General features: G+C 66.5%; 20 protein-coding genes. 1 reads left to right on the top strand and 19 read right to left on the bottom strand.

Annotation, left to right across the window (positions count from 1 at the left end; genetic code table 11):
* Positions 1 to 49: 49 nt before the first annotated feature.
* The 18 genes from ACQ5ID_RS05805 to ACQ5ID_RS05720 all read right to left on the bottom strand — a co-directional run bounded on the left by ACQ5ID_RS05805 (position 50) and on the right by ACQ5ID_RS05720 (position 14,698).
* Positions 50 to 1,507, bottom strand: a complete 1,458-nt coding sequence (locus ACQ5ID_RS05805) for a phage tail baseplate protein (RefSeq protein ID WP_429911515.1) — start codon at positions 1,505 to 1,507, stop codon at positions 50 to 52.
* Positions 1,446 to 3,875 (bottom strand): baseplate multidomain protein megatron, encoded by a 2,430-nt coding sequence (locus ACQ5ID_RS05800; RefSeq protein WP_429911514.1) that lies wholly within the window; start codon positions 3,873 to 3,875, stop codon positions 1,446 to 1,448. Before ACQ5ID_RS05800 ends, ACQ5ID_RS05805 begins: the two co-directional genes overlap by 62 nt.
* Before the next feature lie 27 nt (positions 3,876 to 3,902).
* The gene (locus tag ACQ5ID_RS05795; protein WP_429911513.1) at positions 3,903 to 4,337 is read right to left on the bottom strand and encodes an NlpC/P60 family protein; all 435 of its coding nucleotides are present in this window, start codon (positions 4,335 to 4,337) and stop codon (positions 3,903 to 3,905) included.
* A complete protein-coding gene (locus ACQ5ID_RS05790; protein ID WP_429911512.1) occupies positions 4,334 to 5,215 on the bottom strand; it encodes a DUF2163 domain-containing protein in 882 nt (293 codons plus the stop codon). Before ACQ5ID_RS05790 ends, ACQ5ID_RS05795 begins: the two co-directional genes overlap by 4 nt.
* Before the next feature lie 96 nt (positions 5,216 to 5,311).
* A complete protein-coding gene (locus tag ACQ5ID_RS05785) occupies positions 5,312 to 5,932 on the bottom strand; it encodes a phage distal tail protein, Rcc01695 family (RefSeq protein WP_429911511.1) in 621 nt (206 codons plus the stop codon).
* Entirely contained in the window at positions 5,929 to 6,429 is a 501-nt protein-coding gene (locus tag ACQ5ID_RS05780) for a phage tail tape measure protein (protein WP_429911510.1), read from the bottom strand. The genes ACQ5ID_RS05785 and ACQ5ID_RS05780 overlap by 4 nt, the downstream gene beginning before the upstream one ends.
* Before the next feature lie 26 nt (positions 6,430 to 6,455).
* Complete coding sequence (locus ACQ5ID_RS05775) at positions 6,456 to 6,635, bottom strand: phage tail assembly chaperone (protein WP_429911509.1); 180 nt, start codon at positions 6,633 to 6,635, stop codon at positions 6,456 to 6,458.
* Positions 6,632 to 6,916, bottom strand: coding sequence for a GTA-gp10 family protein (locus ACQ5ID_RS05770; RefSeq protein ID WP_429911508.1), 285 nt, complete (start codon positions 6,914 to 6,916; stop codon positions 6,632 to 6,634). Before ACQ5ID_RS05770 ends, ACQ5ID_RS05775 begins: the two co-directional genes overlap by 4 nt.
* Before the next feature lie 2 nt (positions 6,917 to 6,918).
* Complete coding sequence (locus ACQ5ID_RS05765; protein WP_429911507.1) at positions 6,919 to 7,335, bottom strand: phage major tail protein, TP901-1 family; 417 nt, start codon at positions 7,333 to 7,335, stop codon at positions 6,919 to 6,921.
* Positions 7,336 to 7,361: 26 nt separating this feature from the next.
* A complete protein-coding gene (locus ACQ5ID_RS05760; RefSeq protein WP_429911506.1) occupies positions 7,362 to 7,772 on the bottom strand; it encodes a DUF3168 domain-containing protein in 411 nt (136 codons plus the stop codon).
* Positions 7,769 to 8,368: a head-tail connector protein gene (locus ACQ5ID_RS05755; protein ID WP_429911505.1), complete on the bottom strand. Its 600-nt coding sequence runs from the start codon at positions 8,366 to 8,368 to the stop codon at positions 7,769 to 7,771. The genes ACQ5ID_RS05760 and ACQ5ID_RS05755 overlap by 4 nt, the downstream gene beginning before the upstream one ends.
* A gap of 176 nt (positions 8,369 to 8,544) precedes the next feature.
* Positions 8,545 to 9,753, bottom strand: coding sequence for a phage major capsid protein (locus tag ACQ5ID_RS05750; RefSeq protein WP_429911504.1), 1,209 nt, complete (start codon positions 9,751 to 9,753; stop codon positions 8,545 to 8,547).
* A 45-nt stretch (positions 9,754 to 9,798) separates the two neighbouring features.
* Complete coding sequence (locus ACQ5ID_RS05745) at positions 9,799 to 10,290, bottom strand: HK97 family phage prohead protease (RefSeq protein WP_429911503.1); 492 nt, start codon at positions 10,288 to 10,290, stop codon at positions 9,799 to 9,801.
* Positions 10,291 to 10,455: 165 nt separating this feature from the next.
* Complete coding sequence (locus tag ACQ5ID_RS05740) at positions 10,456 to 10,701, bottom strand: hypothetical protein (protein WP_188452773.1); 246 nt, start codon at positions 10,699 to 10,701, stop codon at positions 10,456 to 10,458.
* Positions 10,694 to 11,857 carry a phage portal protein gene (locus ACQ5ID_RS05735; protein ID WP_429911502.1) on the bottom strand — a complete coding sequence of 388 codons (1,164 nt, stop codon included), beginning with the start codon at positions 11,855 to 11,857 and terminating at the stop codon, positions 10,694 to 10,696. Before ACQ5ID_RS05735 ends, ACQ5ID_RS05740 begins: the two co-directional genes overlap by 8 nt.
* Positions 11,858 to 12,131: 274 nt before the next feature.
* Positions 12,132 to 13,427 carry a DNA-packaging protein gene (locus ACQ5ID_RS05730; RefSeq protein ID WP_429911501.1) on the bottom strand — a complete coding sequence of 432 codons (1,296 nt, stop codon included), beginning with the start codon at positions 13,425 to 13,427 and terminating at the stop codon, positions 12,132 to 12,134.
* Entirely contained in the window at positions 13,372 to 13,815 is a 444-nt protein-coding gene (locus ACQ5ID_RS05725) for a hypothetical protein (RefSeq protein ID WP_429911500.1), read from the bottom strand. Before ACQ5ID_RS05725 ends, ACQ5ID_RS05730 begins: the two co-directional genes overlap by 56 nt.
* Before the next feature lie 439 nt (positions 13,816 to 14,254).
* The gene (locus tag ACQ5ID_RS05720) at positions 14,255 to 14,698 is read right to left on the bottom strand and encodes a YcgN family cysteine cluster protein (protein ID WP_429911499.1); all 444 of its coding nucleotides are present in this window, start codon (positions 14,696 to 14,698) and stop codon (positions 14,255 to 14,257) included.
* A gap of 140 nt (positions 14,699 to 14,838) precedes the next feature.
* Between ACQ5ID_RS05720 and ACQ5ID_RS05715 the strand changes: the two genes are divergently transcribed.
* On the top strand, positions 14,839 to 16,761 hold the full coding sequence (locus ACQ5ID_RS05715) for a transglycosylase domain-containing protein (protein WP_429911498.1): 1,923 nt from the start codon (positions 14,839 to 14,841) through the stop codon (positions 16,759 to 16,761).
* On the opposite strand, the gene ACQ5ID_RS05710 is transcribed toward ACQ5ID_RS05715, so the two are convergent.
* A complete protein-coding gene (locus ACQ5ID_RS05710; protein ID WP_429911497.1) occupies positions 16,754 to 17,674 on the bottom strand; it encodes a LysR substrate-binding domain-containing protein in 921 nt (306 codons plus the stop codon). The genes ACQ5ID_RS05715 and ACQ5ID_RS05710 overlap by 8 nt on opposite strands.
* Positions 17,675 to 17,695 lie beyond the last annotated feature (21 nt).

The raw sequence follows: 17,695 nt of genomic DNA, 5'->3' as shown, positions 1-17,695 counted from the left end.
ATGGGATAGCAGCGCTTTGACCGCTTGGCGATGTGGCGTGCTGCAGGGCTCAGGACAAGGGGGCAGGCACCACGCCCTGCGCCCAGCGCCCCGGCCCGGTCCGCGCTGACATCTGTGCCACCTGCCAGTAAGCACCAGCGGGCAGTTCCAGAGCCGTTGCAGCCGGTACGAGGATTGACGGCAGCGTGCTTTCACCCGTCCACAGCAGCGCATCGGCGCTATCACGGATGTCCACCCGGTAGAGCTCTTGCGCCTCGCCCAGCGCCACCTCGCCAATACCCCAGGCATCGCCCTCAAGGCGGGTGCGGCGTATCCAGCTCAAGGCGAGCTCATCGCCCTGCCAGACGGCTTTGAGATGCACCGGCGAGAGGGGGCGGTATTCCACCCCCTCATAAAGGGCTTCCACCTGCCGGGCGGAGACATCGTCAAGGCTGCGCCCCGGCGGCACGGCAATCAGCGCCAGCGGCGCACCCAGCGCATTGGCATCAAGGGGCAGCACCGCGCCTGCCCCGTCCAGCACCACCACGTGCGCACCGGATGGCGCGCCGCTAATGGCGCTGCCGCCAAGACCGCGTATCAGGTCACGCAATCTCCATTGTGACGGCGCGATCAGCTCGGCGCTCGCAAACTGGATGATTTCCCACCCCTCAGGGCCTTCCACCGCCAGCTGATTGACGCCTGACAGCACCGACAATGGAGCCACGCTCTCCAGCGCACCATCAAACAGGGTGATATCGAGCACACTTGCCCGGTCCCAGCGGCCCTCAAATCCGGCAGGCAGATCAGCGGCGAGGCAGCCAAGGCTCGCAGGCTGCTCCAGTTCGAGAACGGGCACCACGGACGCCGCATCCGGCCCGGCATGGAGCGTCAGCGGGCCGGGCCACGGCGCAGCAAAGGCCGCCATCCACAGCCCGCCGCGCTCGGACGTTTCACCGGGCAGTACGGGCAGGTCTAAAGCCACCAGAACGGGCCGCGATGGCGGGGCCAGGTCCGGCTCTCGCGATGAGGGCTGCGTCCCGGCCAGAACAGGATCACGCCCACTGGCAGGGACCAAGGCCGCCTGACGGGCAGCAACCCCTTCAAGGCTTGCCACCATCAGCGGCGCGTCCATGCCGGTTTCGCCAGACAGGATGAGCGTATCGCCAGCCTCCACCGCCATCAGGGATGGCGGCAGCGTCAGATCGACGCCCAGCGCGCCTGCCTCGTCACTGCGTAAGAGACCTTGCGCCCAGCCTTGGGCCTGACCGGTATCGGCCAGAATGCGCAGGCCAAACTCGGCCACGCCTTCCACCGCCGCATCCAGCCCGCGCGCCGACGCCATGGCCGGGCTGTAGGCTTCATCATCGGCGATATGGGCAATGCGCACTTCGCGTACGCGTCCTGCCGCTGCTTCGTGGGTGACAACCAGCGGCGGCGCATTGCCAGCACGCACGCAATGGCTGGCATCAAGGCTTGTGACGGCCAGCGCCGAACGCGGCCACGCCGTCAGCGCGGTCGACCATGTCAAAGCCGTAGAGCGCGCCGAGCCGGGCGAGCACATCGCGCGCGCGCTCCCCGCCATCAATGACCAGCCCGGCGACGAGGCCGTCAATCCGGGTCGTATCCACGCTCTCCAGTCCGGCGCGCGCGGCAACATCCTGCACGATGCGGGCAAGGCTGGCCTGCCCGGCACGGCCCGTCAGCCAGTGGCCGAGCTGCCAGTTCGCGCCGTCATCCCAGACGGTGGAGAGGGCAGGAAATTCGGGGAAAGGCCGCGCATCCCACGTCCAGGCATGGCCGAGCGAGAGGTCAATCATCGGCCCGCCATAGAGTGGCGAGACGGGATTATTGGCACCCTGCCAATAGCCCATCAGCGCCTCGATATAGCGCCGCTGGATCACGTCATCGCGTGTGCCGCGCGAGAAGTATGGCGCGAAGCTCTCCGAGCTTTTCGGGTCGATGAACACGTTGGGCTGGTTTGCGCCCTTGTCGACCGCCGGGCAGCCATATTCGATGAAGGCGAAGGGTTTGGAGCGGGGAATCCACGCCGTCGGCTGGGACAGGCGCGTCCCGGATGCGTTGCGCTCGTGATGGGCCTCGCTCCACCAGCTGCGCAAATCCTTGTAGCGCCAGATCCATGGCTCGCCCTGACCATCCGTGATGGGGGTGCGGGTCTGCGCTTCGCGGTCTGCGGGGCTGGCGTAATACCAGTCAAACCCCTCCCCGCCTTCGACCTGGCCGGCCAGATAGTCCGGGTCGTGGGTGGAGGTGAAACCGGCAAGCGCATCGAGATGGGTTGCCCCGTCGCGCCAGTCAGCCAGCGGGATGTACCAGTCGAGGCCAATAAAATCGATATTGGCATCGGCCCAGAGCGGATCGAGATGGAAGCGGCGCTCGCCGCCGCCCGGCGCATGGCCCCAGTATTCCGACCAGTCGGCGGCATAGGAGAGCTTGCACCCTGCCCCCAGCAGCGCGCGCACCTCTCCGGCCAGCGTTTTAAGGTGTGCGGTCGCCGGATAGACGCCGGATGCGGAGCGGATAGTTGTCAGCCCGCGCATCTCCGAACCGATGAGGAAGGCGTCCACCCCACCCGCCGCCGCAGCCAGGGCCGCATGGTGCAGGATGAAGCGGGAAAACCGCCATTCATTCGGCCCGGAATAGTTCACCTGTCCGGACGACGTGCTGAAATGGGATGCGCTGACGGTGCCGAAAAAGCTGGTGACCTGCGCAGCGGCAGCGGAGCTGGCATCAACGCTGCCCGGCTGGCCGGGTGCGGGGTGGCAGGTAATCCGTCCGCGCCACGGAAAGACCGCCTGCTCGGCCCCGCCATAGGGGTCTGGCAGCGCGTTGCCTTGCGGCACATCCATCAGGATGAAGGGGTAGAGGACGACCTTGTAGCCGCGGCTTTTGAGAAGCTGGATTGCCTGAATGACGCTGCGGTCAGAGGGCGTGCCGCCATAGACCGGCTTTTCCGGCCCGCCGCTGATCAGGTGCGCATTGGGACGGTTCACACCGCCAGCCTGCCAGGCATGGGGCCGGGTGATCTTGTGAAAGGACTCGATGCCGGGGCGGATCTGGCACTCCCCGCAGCGCAGATCGGTGCCGATCCAGGCGGTGACCAGCGCCACCGAGCGGCATTCGGGCAGGCGCATGGCCAGATCATCCAGCGCTGCCTCGATATTGGTATCGGCGCGCAGGATATGGACGTTTTCCGGCGCGTCGCGCCCGTCTGCGATCTCGCGCATGACCGGCTGGCTCGCATAGGCGAACTCGCCCGATGCCGGGATCAGGCACACGCCTTCGATGAGGCTTTCCAGCGAACCGGATTCGGGTGCATCACCGCCGCCCAGCACCTCGAAGCTCAACTGGGGAATGCGCAGGCCAAAATCGTCCAGCGGCAGATCCTCGAACACCACATAGGCAAGGCCCTTGTAGGCGGGTGCGGCGTCTGCCCCCTCGATCATGGCGATCAGCGGATCGGGCAACTGGCCTTCAGTGCCGGCATGCATGCGCATGGTGATGCGGCCGGTATCCAGCGGCGCGCCATTGGCCCAGACCCGGCCCACACCCGCAATCGGACCCTCACACAGGGCGACGGCAAAGCTGACCGAATAGGCATAGCTACGCGTGGAGCCGCCGGTACCCTTGCCCGGGCGCTGCTCCTTCACGCGCGTCTCACGAAAGCGCGACGCCCAGATCACCTGACCGGAAAGGCGCATGCGGCCATAGATTCGCGGCACAGGGCTGCCCTCGGTAGAGGTCTGGATATCCAGCCCGTCAGGGCGCGCAGGCTCGCGACCGCCAGCAGAAAAGAGGCGCGCCACGCCTTGGGCGGCAAGCGTGCGCAAGGCACCGGCGGCAAGGCGCGCGCCAGCGGCAAAGGCCATCTGGGCCATGGGAGATGTCCTTGTTCGGGAGAAAAATCAGTCAGGGATGGGAAAGGCGGCCACGGCGCTGATGCGCCTCATCCAGAAGCCGTCCAGCGGCGTTTCGGCCACCGCCCGCCCCTGCCAGGCGTGAATGATGGAATGGGGTGTGGAGAGGATGGCGCAGTGGCGCGACGGCCCGCCCGCACGAGTGTGGAAGAGCAATACGTCGCCGGGCTGGCGCGCATCGATCTCACGAGGGGCAAAATGCCGGTTCAGCGCCGCCAGTAGCGTGTCTTCGCCTGACCGCTCCGCCCAGTCCGGGCTGTAAGCGGGCAGGGTTTCAGGCTCCGGGCCAACACACGCCCGCCAGACACCGCGCACCAGGCCCAGACAGTCGGTGCCAGCGCCCTTGCAGCTGGCCTGATGGCGATAGGGCGTGCCGATCCACTCCCGTGCCTCGGCAATGATCGCGGCGCGGTTGGCGCTCACCGGCGGCCCCCATCGCGCACGGGCTCAGACCCGGCATGGCGGACCAGCACATCATTGCCGGGGATATGCGGACAGCCCCGGAAGCGGGCAAAATTGGCAAACTTCGCCCGGCAGGTTGCCGCCCGGCCATCACACCCCGCAACGATCTGGAATGTATCGCCTTGCGCCATTGGAAAGACGGGCGCGCCAGCCAGAGCGATCTGCACCGCGCCGCCGCGCAGCTCATGGGTTTCAACCCGCGCCGCTGCGCCCTCATTCGCGCCCGTCAGCCAGACCAGCCTGCCATGGGCGAACCAGCCGGGCGTGAAGCCTGCAAGTCCCTCTGCCGCGAAGCTCCGCGCGCTGGCCAACTCCACAACGCTGCCTGCGCCGGTGTAGGCGGGGGCGGACACATTCACGCCGCAGCGCGCATCGCCCAGCTCCGCATCGCAAGTTTTTGAAAACACGCGGCCAATGCGCCGGTTCAGACGCGCAGAAAGCCCCGCCAGCTCGACCTCGAACCCGGCGCCGGAGCGGCGTATCTCGCCAATCTCGCCGGTGAAAACGCGCACGCGGGTTTCCGGCTCTGCCCAGTCCACCCGCCAGACCTCCACGCGCGCGCCATCATACAGCCCTTTGGCGATGTCGGCGGCGCTGATCCGGTCTGAACTGACCGCTCCGAACGCCGCGCCGCGCGCCGGACTGCCAGTGTCTGCGCGGATATGGCCGGGGATGAGCCCGCTGCCCGGCTCGCAAGCCACGCCGTCAATGTCCAGCACGCCGTCATGGTCGGTAAAGCCGAGCTGCACGCCATCGCGGCGCGTAATCAGCCAGCACCAGGCCAGCTGCGTCACGCCGCTATCCAGCGCGGCCTGCATGGCAGGAGGAAGGGAGAGCATGGGGAGAGCTTTCTTTTACGCGTTTCACCGGCGAAAGCCGGTGCCCAGCGCTTTTTCTGGATCCCGACTTTCGTCGGGAAAACGAAATGAGGGCGATCAACCCAATTTCACCTCAACCAGCGGCACACTCAAAACCGCGCCTGCCCGGAAAGCGTCGAGCGCAATCTCCAGCCTGTCGGTGTCAAAGCGCACCGGCACATCAAAGCGGAATCCGGCGCTGACGCTGGCGCCATCAGGGGCCGGTTCGCCCAACACGATCTCTGCGCCATCGAGCGTGAAGCCCGCCGCCGCGCCATCAACCGCTACCAGCACACTGCCCGCGACCGGCAGGGCAATCGGGCGCAGATAGACGCCCTGCCCCTCGCCATAGCGTTTGAGGAGCGGGAAACGGGTGCGCTCCCCGTCGCCAAGACCGAGCAACTGGTCGCTGGCGCTGACCTGCGCGGACGGCAGACACGAGGCATGGTCGGCCGGATCGCGGAAGCGGAAAGCATGCAGCCGCCCGCGCCGCGCCTCGAAAAACGCCGTCAGCAACGCCAGGTCATCCGCCGAACGCACGCCCGGCCCCGCATCCCAGCGGCGGCGCGAGTGCGCCCAGGGAGAGTTGCGCTCCTCATGGCCGCTGGCGAGCTCGACAATCTCGGTGAAGCGCTCCGGCCCGCCGCGCGCGCCCAGCCCCACGCTTAACGGAAACAGGACATCGTGGAACGCGCTCATAGCCGCTCACTCCCGGCGCGGACCGCGCGCGCAAGGCTCGCGGCAATCTGGGTTTCGCTGCGGCGCACGGCGGCAAGCGTATCGCCGCTCGCCTGAATGGAGATGTTGATGATGGGTGCCGCCCCGGTCTGCGTGACCGCGCCATTGGCCATGGGCGTGAACACTTCCGGGCCGCGCTCACCCACCAGATAGCTCTGGCCTGCCAGCACCGGGCCGCCTTCGGCGCGCTGGCCTGTGATCCCGGCGATCTGCTGGCCCAGCATCTGGCCGAGCGGATTGATGATGAACCGGTCCAGCGCCAGGCGCGCGAGCGATTGCAGCGCCTCCTCCACCATGGTGTGGATGGACAGCGAGCCGGAGCGCGCCGCGCGCTCCATGGCGCGGGCAATATCATCGCCGGTGCGTTCAAACGCGCGCGAGACCGACAGGGCGGCCTCCTCGGCCTCGCGCGCCGCGCTGGTAAGAGCGCCCGCATCAAAGCGGTCAGTATCGGGCATGGCACATGCCTTTCATGGGTTGAAATTCAGTCGGGAAAGCGCGCAGCCAGCGCCCGCAAGGCCGCCGGATCGGGCAGGTCCGAAACGCCTGTGACGTGCTGCGTCAGTGCCCGCCATTCGCCAAGCGACAGCGCCCAGAAGGCATGGGGCGCGAGGCCGAGGCGCAGAACCGCAAAGTTCAGGCACGCCGCCCAGTGCGCGCTCATTGCGCCGCCGCCTCGAACGTGCGGGCGATGGCGCGCGCGGCCTCTGCAGGTGTGATGGACAGCGCGCGGGCATCTGCGGCGCTGCCGCCCGCCCGCAGGAGGATGGAGAGTAGGTCCAGCATGCCGCTGGCGCTCAAAGAGGTGAGCTTGGGTCCGATTTCGCTCATATCGCCTGCGCCGGTCAGCGCCTCGATCTCGGCGAGCGCCCCCAGCGTCAGGCAGAGCACATGGCGCTCCCCGCCTGCCTCCAGCACCACTTCGCCGCGCTGCGGATTGGCCATGGTCACAGCGCCTCGAAGCTGAGCGCGCCGCCAGAAGCGAGCGAGATCGAAAACGTCGCCTCGCCATCATGGCGCCCGGCATATTCCAGCGCACTGATGGCGAACGGGCCTTCGATGATACCGAACTCCGGCATGACAAGCTGGAAGTTAGGCGTGGAGCCGGCGAAGAAGGCCTGCCTTATGGCATTGTCGCCCTCGCCGGAGAGGAAAATCCCGGTGCCGGTGACGGCAGCGGTCTTCACGCCAGCCCCGGCGATCAGCTCGCGCCACTGGCCAGGGCTGTCCGAATGGGTGGCGTCAATCGTGCGGGCATTGAGGCTGAGCGCTTTCGCGCGCAGGCCCGCCACGCTGGTAAAGCTCTCCTCGCTCGCGCCATTGCCGAGCTTGATGAGCATGTCCCGTCCTGCCTGGGCGGTCATGGGCGTCTCCTTTTTAAGGTTGAAAATCAGACCGTCTGGACCAGCGCCCTTATCCGCACCAGGCCGTGGACGGCGCGTTCGTCTGCGCCCTCGAAATGGTCGGTGTAGACGCATTGGCAGAGGACAAGGCGGTAGCCATCCGGCAGGGTGAACTGCGCATTGTGCAGCGCCGCTGCTACCGCCCCGGTGATGGATTTCACCTGCGCAAAGTCATGGCGGCGGGTCCAGACATGAAGGGTCAGGCGATGCTCGCTCAGGGCCGCGCTATCACCATCCAGCGGACGGCTCTCGCCCCGGCCCAGCGCCACATAAGGCCAGGCCGTGCCCGCCGGTGCGCGGTCATGGATACGCGGCGGATTACCGAGCTGTTCCTGCACGCCAGTATCAGCCGCCAGATGCGCGAGAATCCCTGCCTGCAGGGCCTTGTCCGCGCTCATAACCGCACCTGCCGGAAGGGCCGTAAGAGGCTCTCCACCGTTTCGGGCAGACGCGCCGGACCACGTGCCGTGGCCAGCGAAGGTTCGCTCGCCGCATAGCCTTCGGCCACCAGACGCAATACCGCCTCAATGAGGGCGGGCGGCACGTCGCTGGCGGTCTCGCCATAGCCGGCAGTGAAATCGATCTCGATCCCCGCCGCCAGCCGGCCCGGTCTTGGAAAAGCAAAGGGCGCACGCGCGATCAGCCGTCCGGGATCGGCGCTGGCGTCGACGCGGTATTCTTCCGCATCCCATAGCGTCACTCCGCCTGCGCGGTCGAAAATGCGCACGGCCTCCACGCTGACGGCAGGGGCGACCGCCAGCGCGAAGGCCGAGCCACAGCCCGACAGCCGGCGGATCGGCCAGCCATCGAGTGTCTCGCGGAAATTACGGATAAGAAGCGCCCGGCCCGTTTCGGCCTCCACTCGCGAGACCGCCGTATTGATGAGCGCGGTGATGGCCGCATCCTCGCCCGCATGGCCGACACGCAGCCACGCCTTGGCGTCAGACAGGCTAACAGGCGCTGCGGGGGCTGCCCCCAGCGTTTGAAGTCCCATGGGAATGTTCCTCAGAGGTTAGGGAAGCGCGGACCCTTTTCTCCTCCCGCCTGCGGGGGGAGTGGCCCGAAGGGCCGAGGGGGGGGGATTGCGCTAAAGCTCCCCCCTCCGCCTTCTTCGAAGGCACCTCCCCCGTAAACGGGGGAGGAAACCTGCTTGCGGAAGCTAAAACCGCCCTAGCTCTCCGCGAACTTCAACAGCTTGATGGCGTTGAAGTCCTGCACGCCGCCGCCGACGCGCTTGGTGGTGTAGAACAGCACGTAGGGCTTGGCCGAATAGGGATCGCGCAGGATCTCGATGCCCTGACGGTCGACCACCAGATAGCCGCGCTCGAAATCACCAAAGGCAATCGCGTACGCATTCGCGCCAATATCGGGCATGTCTTCGGCCTCGGTCAGCGGATAGCCCATCAGGCTCGCGTCCTGACCGGCGTTTACCGCCGGCTGCCAGATATAATTGCCGTCCTGGTCCTTCAGCTTGCGGATGCGCGACACGCTCTGGCGGTTCATCACAAAGCGCGCGTTCGAGCGGTAGCCGGTGGCGGGCGCGTAGATCAGATCGATCAGCGCATCGACCGGATCCTCATCGAAATCGCCTGCCGCGCCGGTGGCGACATAGCCGATCTCGCCCCAGGCTTGCGTGCCTTCGGGCTCCTTGTCATAGGCGAGGAAGCCGCGCGGCTGGTTGGTGCCATTGCCCGACACAAACGCCTTGCCCTCCTCGGCGGCGAACACATCGCGCACCTCTTCGGCCAGCCACTGGTCGATATCGACCAGCGCATCATCGAGGATCACCGGCGTGGCCGCCGGCATGGCGTAAAGCTCGGCGGTCGGGAATTCGACCAGCGTGATCTCCGGCGTAGCCGTCTGGTTGCGCACGCCGGTCTCGGCAGACCAGCCTGCCACCGCGCCGCCAAGGCTGACGGGTTTCCTGAACGTATGGCTGGTGGTCTGGCGTACGCTCGAAATCGCCCGGATCGGGGAGACGCTGGCCAGCAGGCGGTTGATCATCGCCTCGGTTTCCGGCGGGGCGACATAGCCGCCATCGCCGGGCGAGCCGGCAGAGAGGGCTTTCGCTTCGATCAGCGCCGAAGCATCGCCCCGGCGCACATAGGCATTCCAGCCGGGATGGGCGGCGGATTTGCGCCCGATGGAGGGCCGCGTGGCATCAACGCTCATGCGGTCCAGCGCCGCCTTCTGGCGGGTCAGGGCCGCATCAATGCGCGCCACTTTCTCCTCCAGCAGCACGTCAGCGCTCTTGCGCTTCTCGATCTCGGAAAGGCGCTGGTCATTGGCGCTCTTGAAGCGCTCGAAGGCGGAGAGAAAATCGTGCAGCGCGGCGCGGGTCTGCGCATTGGGCGCACTCATCTTGGTTTCACGGGACATGGGGTTTCCTTCGTGTCGGTCAGGGATGTGAAAAAGGGGTGGGGATCAGGCCAGAACCGTGTCGAGAAAGGCTTCGACCGGTTCTGCGGCGGGCGGGGCGGCGGGTACGATTTCGAGGCGCGCAGCCTCGGCCATCGGGAAGGTGACGATGGAGATTTCCCAGAGGTCCACTTCCGTCAGGATGCGGCCGCCGCCCGAAGGCCGGAGGGTTTCGGACACGGCCCTGAAACCGATGGACAGGCCATCCACCGCGCCTTCGCGGATCAGGGCGGCTGTCGCCGCGCTGCGCGTCGTGGTGCCGGTCAGATGGCCGCGCACGAACAGGCCGCGCTCATCCTCGTAAATCTCGTCCCACACGCCGACGGGCTCTTCCGCGTCGTGCTGGAACAGCATACGGATGCCGCCCGCCCCGCGCGTGGCCAGGCTGTCGGCAAACGCGCCGCGGCGGATGATGTCGCCGGAATAGTCCTCGATATCGAACACGCTGGCATAGCCGGCGATCTCGAGCCTTTCGCCCGAGCCGTCATCTGCTGTCATCTGACAGCCTCCTTTTTGTTGGGGGTGGTGATATTTTTCTGCGTCATTCCCCCTCGTCCTTCGAGACGCACTTGCGTGCTCCTCAGGATGAGGGGGATGATATCTTGCGGCCCTCATCCTGAGGGCGAGCGGAGCGAAGCGTCTCGAAGGACGAGGGCCGAGGCGCTACTCCCCCGCCAGCCGCCTTTCGATGCGTTCCAGCGCGAGGCGGGTATAGGCGGAGTTTTCCTCCAGCCGGGCGATGCGCTCATAGACCGGGGCGGTCGCCTCCACGCGCAGTTCCAGATGGCGGATGCGTTCAGAGGTCGCCCCCGCCCAGATCAGCCCGCCTGCGGTCTGCAGGGCGAGCGTGACAAGAACACCGAGGGTTATCTGTCGGTCCACGCGCCAGTGCGAAGGGCGTTCAGTCATCATCATCCTCCGTGTCTGCAAGCGGTTTCAGGCCGAGGAGCTCGCGCTTTTCGCCATCCTTTAGGAACTCCGCCTCGCCAATGCGTTTCCAGCGGGCCAGACGCTCTTCAGAGAGGGCGGGCAGCGCATCCTCATCGGGCCGGATATCGAATCCGTTGCCCAGCCAGGGGGAGAGCCAGCCATTGAGCGAGGCGCAGGTCTTCCTCGCCAGCGGCAATATGGTCTGGCGGTAGAAGGCGAGGTTCGCTTCGCGGTAATTGGCGTAGGTATTGTCACCGGGCAGACCCAGCATCATGGGCGGCACACCAAAGGCGAGGGCAATCTCGCGCGCGGCCTCGCGCCTTGCGGCGATAAAGTCCATCTCTGCCGGTGAATGGCCCATCGGCTTCCAGTCGAGCCCGCCTTCCAGCAGCAGAGGCCGCCCGGCATTGGCGGGGCCGGAATGGAGCGTTTCCAGCTCGTCTTTCAGGCGCTGATATTGCTGCTCGGTCAGGCGCGCTTCGCCGCCATCCTTGGAGGTCACCACCAGCGCGCCGGAGGGGCGCGCCGCATTGTCCAGCAAGGCTTTCGCCCATGCCCCGCCCGCATTGTGGACATCCACCGCGCGGGCAGCGGCCTCCAGCGGCGGGGTGCCATAATGGTCATCCGACGGGTTGAAGAGTTTCAGGTGCAGGACCGGGCTTTTGCCGCTGGCGCGGTCGCGCTCGATAAGGCGGCGGTCAGCGCCATTGCGGTACTCCCAGGCATCGGCCCAGCCCTTCGGCCCCGGCACCACACGCACCCGGTCCGGGCGCAGCACAAAGAGGGCCGACGGCCCGTCATAGCCTTCGGCCAGCTCCAGATAGGCATTGCCCGCGACCTGCAGATGACCGTGAAACAGCTCCATCAGCTCCACGCCGGTCTGGTCCGGGTTGGGCTGGGTCAGCAGCGTTCTCACCGCGTCCGCCGCCCTGCCCTCGCCTTCGATGCGCAAGGGAACGGCGGCAGCGGCCTCCGCGATCAGGCGCACACAGCGATGGGCGACGGCATTCCTGCCATAGCCCTCGCGCGACAGCGCCGCATAGTCACACGGGCTCCACGCCGGACGGGGAGATAGCGACAGCGCCACCAGCCTGCCCGCGCTCTTACGCTGCAGTCCAAACCATTGTCGTAGCATGGGTTTTCTCTTTTTTGTTCGTGTTCGGAACACACCAGCCCCGTCGCCCCCGCGTAGGCGGGGGCCCAGGGATCACTGGGCGAAAGCATTGCCAGGCCGCTCTGGATTCCCGCCTGCGCGGGAATGACGAGGAGGCGATTTCTTCCTTACAAGCGTCATTCCGGACCAGCCGGGCCTTTGAAGTCTGGATCCCCGGTCAAGCCGGGGAACCCGGTATTGTTGGCCTATGACGTATCAACCGGGGTCCCCCGCCCCGACGGGGGACCCAGAAAATTCAAATCCACCTGAGCCTCGGCTCCGCGCCTCCGCCTTTCAGCGCCGCAATCGCCCAGACGAGGGCGTCCACGCGGTCAGGGGAGCCGGTAAAGCCCGGCGCGCCAAAGGCGCACATCTGGTCTTCCAGCCCCGGCATCCTCATCGCGTGCGCGACGCGGCCCGCCGCATAGAGCGCGGCGACAGGTTCGGCCCGCGCGCGTTTGGCCCGGCTGGCATGAACGAGCCGGACGGGCAGACCCGGCAGCGCGGCGGCGAGCACCGCGCGCACCATCTCCCCGCCCTGATTGCTCTCGGCGACCACACTATCGGCCTCATGCGCCGTGAAGGCTTTGGCCACTTGTTTCGCCCACCCCTCAGGCCGGGCGCGCAAGCTGTAATCGGCGATCACGCTGAACACCTGCCTCGCGCCCTGCCCCGCCGCACCGGCCACTACAATTCCGCATTCATCGCCGGTGGACCCGGCGGGCGGATCGACGGCGACAACAATCCTTTCTGCTTCCACCGCCTCGCGGGCGAGCGCGGCGTCAATCATTTCGCGTGTCCACAGCGCGCCTTCAGGATCATCGACCAGACGCCCCTCCAGCTCCTGCAGGGCCAGGCGCGAGGCGCCGTAATGTTCGCGCAGCGCCCTGATGAAGCCCGGCGCCAGATGGGCGGCGTTCGCCTCGCTCGTGGCATGGGTCACGGCCGTGCCCTGCGCCGCGATCAGGCGTTTGAGCGCGGGCAAAGGCCGGGGCGTTGTCGTCACCATCAGGCGCGGATCCGCCCCCAGCCGCAAGCCAAAACGCAGCATGTCCAGCACGCCCTGCGGATAGCGCCAGGCGGCAAATTCATCGGCCCAGGCGGTGTCAAACTGCGGACCGCGCAGCGCATCGGGGTCTTCGCCCGAAAACGTGTAGGCGACCGCGCCGGACGGCCAGACAAGGCGGCGGCGGGTCGCTTCCCAGACCGGGCGTTCCCTTCGCGGCCCCAGACTGCGCAGGCCCGACGGCCCGGCAATCATCACCTCGCGCACATCGCCATGCGTGGGACCGACCAGCGCGATGCGCCCGGCCCCGCCCGCGATGCGGGCGCGTATCCATTCGGCCCCGGCGCGGGTCTTGCCCGCGCCGCGCCCGCCAAGGAACAGCCAGGCCTGCCAGTCTCCGGCCGGGGGCAGCTGGGCGGGATGCGCCCAGCTCTCCCAGTCATCGAGAATGCGTTCAGCCTCGCTCGCATCGATGGAGGCGATCAGCGCATCAATCCCGGCTGGCCTTCGCATCAAGGCGCGAAAGCCGCCGGCGAAGCTCTTCAAGGAGAGCCTCACGGGTGTGTGCATTTGCCTGCGCCTCGCTTGTCTCGGTTTTGCGGGCGATCTCGGCAAGCCGCGCCCAGTCATCGACGCTCATCGCGGCTTTCAAAAGCGCGCTGACCGCCCTTGCCCGCTTCTCCGCGTCCGCCGTCTCGCCGCGCGCCAGCGCCTCTTCGGCGGCCTCCAGATGCGCTTCCAGGCGCACTTTCAGGCTGGCCGTCTTGCTGGCGGGCAGGATGCGTTCCACCCATTGCAGGCCATCCTTCAGGTAAGGCACGCCAATGCCCTCGCGCAGAGACAGCCCCTCAAGGCTCATGCCTGCGCGGCGCGCCTCGCGGATCGCCAGCCAGTCGCGCCGGGGCGGTGCTCTCTTCTCAGATGTCTCGACCATGCCTGAAGTATGCCTCACAACCGGCCCTGCCGGAGTGATGGTGGCGGGTTTGTTGCAAGCTTTTGAAGGCGTTGAGGGATTATTTTTGTGAGGTGGGGATTGGGGGAGAACTGTCCGCGTTATCTGGAATGAGGAATGCCGTACCAGTTGAAAAAATGGGTCCCCCGTCGGGGCGGGGGACCCCGGTTGAGAGGTTCGCGCTACTCAAGGCGCGGCGAGTTTAACCAGAAGGTTTCAACTTCCGGGGTCCCCCGCCCCGACGGGGGACCCAGCCTTTTTGAGAACCTAGAAAATTGTCATTACCGGCGCGTGTGGGCCGTGCCATGACAACATGATGGACTTGCCAACTTTTTGCGTTTTCCCGGCGAAAGCCGGGATCCAGAAAAAGGCTGGGCACCGGCTTGCGCCGGTGAAACGCGAATAGCAGAGCGCCCCCTCCCTACCCCCTCACATAATCCTCAAAGTCCGCCTCATCGATATCGCGCTCGGATACCAGCGTGCCTTTCACCGAGACGCCCGCCTCGACAACGCTGTCCGCGCGGCCCGAAATGAGGGGGTGCCAGTCAAAGAGCGGCTTGCCTTCCGCGATCAGGCGGTAGGCGCAGGTTTGCGGCATCCAGCTTAGATCGCGCACATTGCCGGGGGTGAGTTTCACGCAAGACGGCACGCGTTCATGCCGGTTGGCGTAATCGGTGCAGCGCACGGTCGACAGGTCCAGCAATTCGCAGCCAATGCAGGTGCGCAGGACCGCGCCATTGGGGTCATCATCATCAATCAGCGAGACCGTGCAGCACTGGCCACAGCCATCGCACAGCGATTCCCATTCCGCCTCGCTCATCTGCGCCAGCGTCTTGGTCTTGTAAAAAGGGGCTTGGCGGGTCATCGCCCATAATTTAGCCGTGATCGTCTGGCTTTGAGAACACACCTTCCCCAGCGCCCGCCCGATTTGGAGGCCGACCCATCACTTTCCGCGCCGACCAGCCGACGACATTCAAGGAACGCCTCGCCGCGTTCAATGAAGGCTTGCGCGCGCGCAAGCTGATGGTGATGGCGGGCATCGCCTCGCTGTTTCTGGCCGCCGGTGCCATCGTGGCGCATGCCGCATGGGAATGGGCGTTCCACGACCTGCCGCCCGTGCCGGACGCGGCAGAAGATCTGTGGCGCGTGCGCATGGAGCCAACCGTCACCCTGCTGGATTCTGACGGCGCGGTGCTGGCCATTCGCGGGCCGCTCTATGGCATGCCGGCACGGCTGGACGAACTACCGCCCCACGTGGCGCAGGCATTCCTCTCCATCGAGGATAGACGCTATTTCGAGCATGACGGGGTGGACTGGCGCGGCACGATGCGCGCCATGCTGGCCAATTTGCGCGCCGGGCGCACGGTGCAGGGCGGCTCCACCATCACCATGCAGCTGGTGAAGAACCTCATCCTGACGCCAGAACGGACCATGCGGCGCAAGATACAGGAAATGCGCCTGGCCATCGCGCTGGAGCGGGTGCTCTCCAAGGAAGAGATACTCGAGCTTTATCTCAACCGCATCTATTTCGGCGAACAGGCCTATGGCATCGAGGCGGCCGCGCGGCGCTATTTCAACAAGCCTGCCAGTGAGCTGACCGTGCAGGAGGCCGCCCTGCTGGCCGCGCTTCCGGCCGCGCCGACGCGCCTTGCCCCGACAGACAATCTCGCCGAAGCGCAGGCGCGCGCCACCAATGTGCTCATCGCCATGCGCGATGCGGGCTTCCTCTCGCCGATGGATTACATCGTCGCCAACGCGACACAGGCCGAGCCGGTGGAGAGCGCCTTCCGCCCCGGCGGCATGCTGCAATACGGCCATCTGTTTGACTATGCCGTCACCGAGGCCCAGCGCCTGCTCGGCCCGGACAATGCGGTGCCTGATCTCGTCATCGAGACGACGCTGGACACGCGCCTGCAGAACGCCGCGCAGGAGGTTGTCACCAACCGGCTGGAGCGCGACGGGCCTGCTGCGCGCGCTGGCGAAGCGGCGGCGGTAGTGCTGGACAGCAATGGCGCAGTGCGCGCCATGGTGGGCGGGCGCGATTATGTGTCCAGCCAGTTCAACCGGGCGATACAGGCGCGCCGCCAGCCCGGCTCTGCCTTCAAGCTGTTTGTCTATCTCGCCGCGCTGGAAGCCGATTACTCGCCCTCCAGCGTGTTCAACGATGCGCCCACTACCTATGGTGACTGGTCGCCGGTCAATTTCGGCGGCGGCAATCGCGGCCGGATGACGATGGAAGATGCGCTCAAACGCTCGGTCAACACGATCGCCGCGCAGGTCGGCATGCTGGTGGGGATTTCCGAGGTCGCCGAGATGGCAAGGCGGCTGGGCATCACCACGCCGCTGAACGAAGTGCCATCGCTCTCACTCGGCTCCAGCGAGGTGCGCGTCATCGACATGGCGGCGAGCTATCTCGTGATCGCCAATGATGGCCGCAGGCTGGATCCGTATTTCGTCACGCAAATCCGCACAACGCGCGGCGATGTGCTCTATGAGCGCGAAGAAGAGACCCGCACCCAGCAGGTGATCGCGCGCGGCCATGCCCGCGCGATGTCGACCATGCTGCAAGGCGTCGTGCTGGACGGGACCGGGCGGCGCGCCGCCGTGCCGGGCCACCGCGTCGCGGGCAAGACCGGCACCAGCCAGAATAGCCGCGATGCGTGGTTCGTCGGCTATAGCGCGCAATACGCCGCCGCCGTCTGGACCGGCAATGATGATGACAGCGCGATGGCGAACGTCACCGGTGGTGGCCTGCCTGCCGATATCTGGCGCGAGATCATGGTGGCCGCCCATGAGGGCGTTGCCGCGCAGCCCCTTGCCGCCCCGGCCCCGCGCGTGCGCGCAGAACGCGAAGAGCGGCTGGTCGCCTTCTATTCAGGGCTGTCAGCCGATTTTGACCGCGTACTGTCGGGCGGGCGGCTTAATTGAGGCTGTCCTGAAACGCGCCGGGCAGTTCATCCATGAACAGGCGCACCGCCGGGATCAGCCCTCTTCGCGAGGGAAATACGACATGCGCCAGCCCGCCCGGCAGCTCGTAATCCGGCAATAGTGCAACCAGCCGCCCTGCTTCTATGTCATCGCACACCAGCAGGCGCGGCAGCGCCGCCACCCCGATGCCTGCAAGCGCCGCCTGACGCAGCGCCTCCATATCATCGGTCACAAGGCGCGGCGTATGGCGCACAGGGTGGACTGCTCCGTCCGGTGCCGTCAGCGTGATGACATGTTCGCCGGTCCGGCTTGTCTGGCTCAGCGTTTCAAACTGCGAGATATCGTCCGGAGCTTCCGGCAGGCGGTGGCTCGCGACGAGGCCGGGGCTGGCCACCAGCGCGCCGCGATGCGTGGCCAGCTGGCGCAGGATCAGGCCGGAATCCTCCAGAGGAGGCGGGCGCACCCGGATCGCCATGTCAAAGCCTTCCTCGATCACATCCACCCGGCGATTGGTGGACTCAAGGCGAACCTGAACCTTGGGATAGCGCGCCATGAAATCTGCGATCAGCGGGGCCAGCACCTTCTCCACGACCAGCACCGGGCAGCTGACCCGGATCGTGCCTTGCGGCTCCGAGCGCGTGGCGGCGATGGCATCTTCCGCCGCCTGGGCCTGCGCGATCATGGCCGCACAGTGCCGGTAGAAGAGCTGGCCGGCATCCGTCACCGAGAAATGCCGCGTGGAGCGATGGATCAGCGTGACGCCGAGGCGCTCCTCCAGCTGCGCGACCTTGCGGCTGAGGCGCGATTTCGGCACGTTGATGGCCCGGCCCGCAGCGGCAAATCCGCCATGCTCCACCACTTGCGCAAACAGGTAGAGCTCATTCAGATCGGGCAGGCTCGTCGTTCCACTCATGGAACGGACAGTGGCATTTAT

Source organism: Glycocaulis sp. (genome assembly GCF_050485565.1).
GTDB lineage: Bacteria > Pseudomonadota > Alphaproteobacteria > Caulobacterales > Maricaulaceae > Glycocaulis.
The sequence above is the reverse complement of the archived record's forward strand: the minus strand, read 5'-3'. Positions and strand labels throughout refer to the sequence as shown.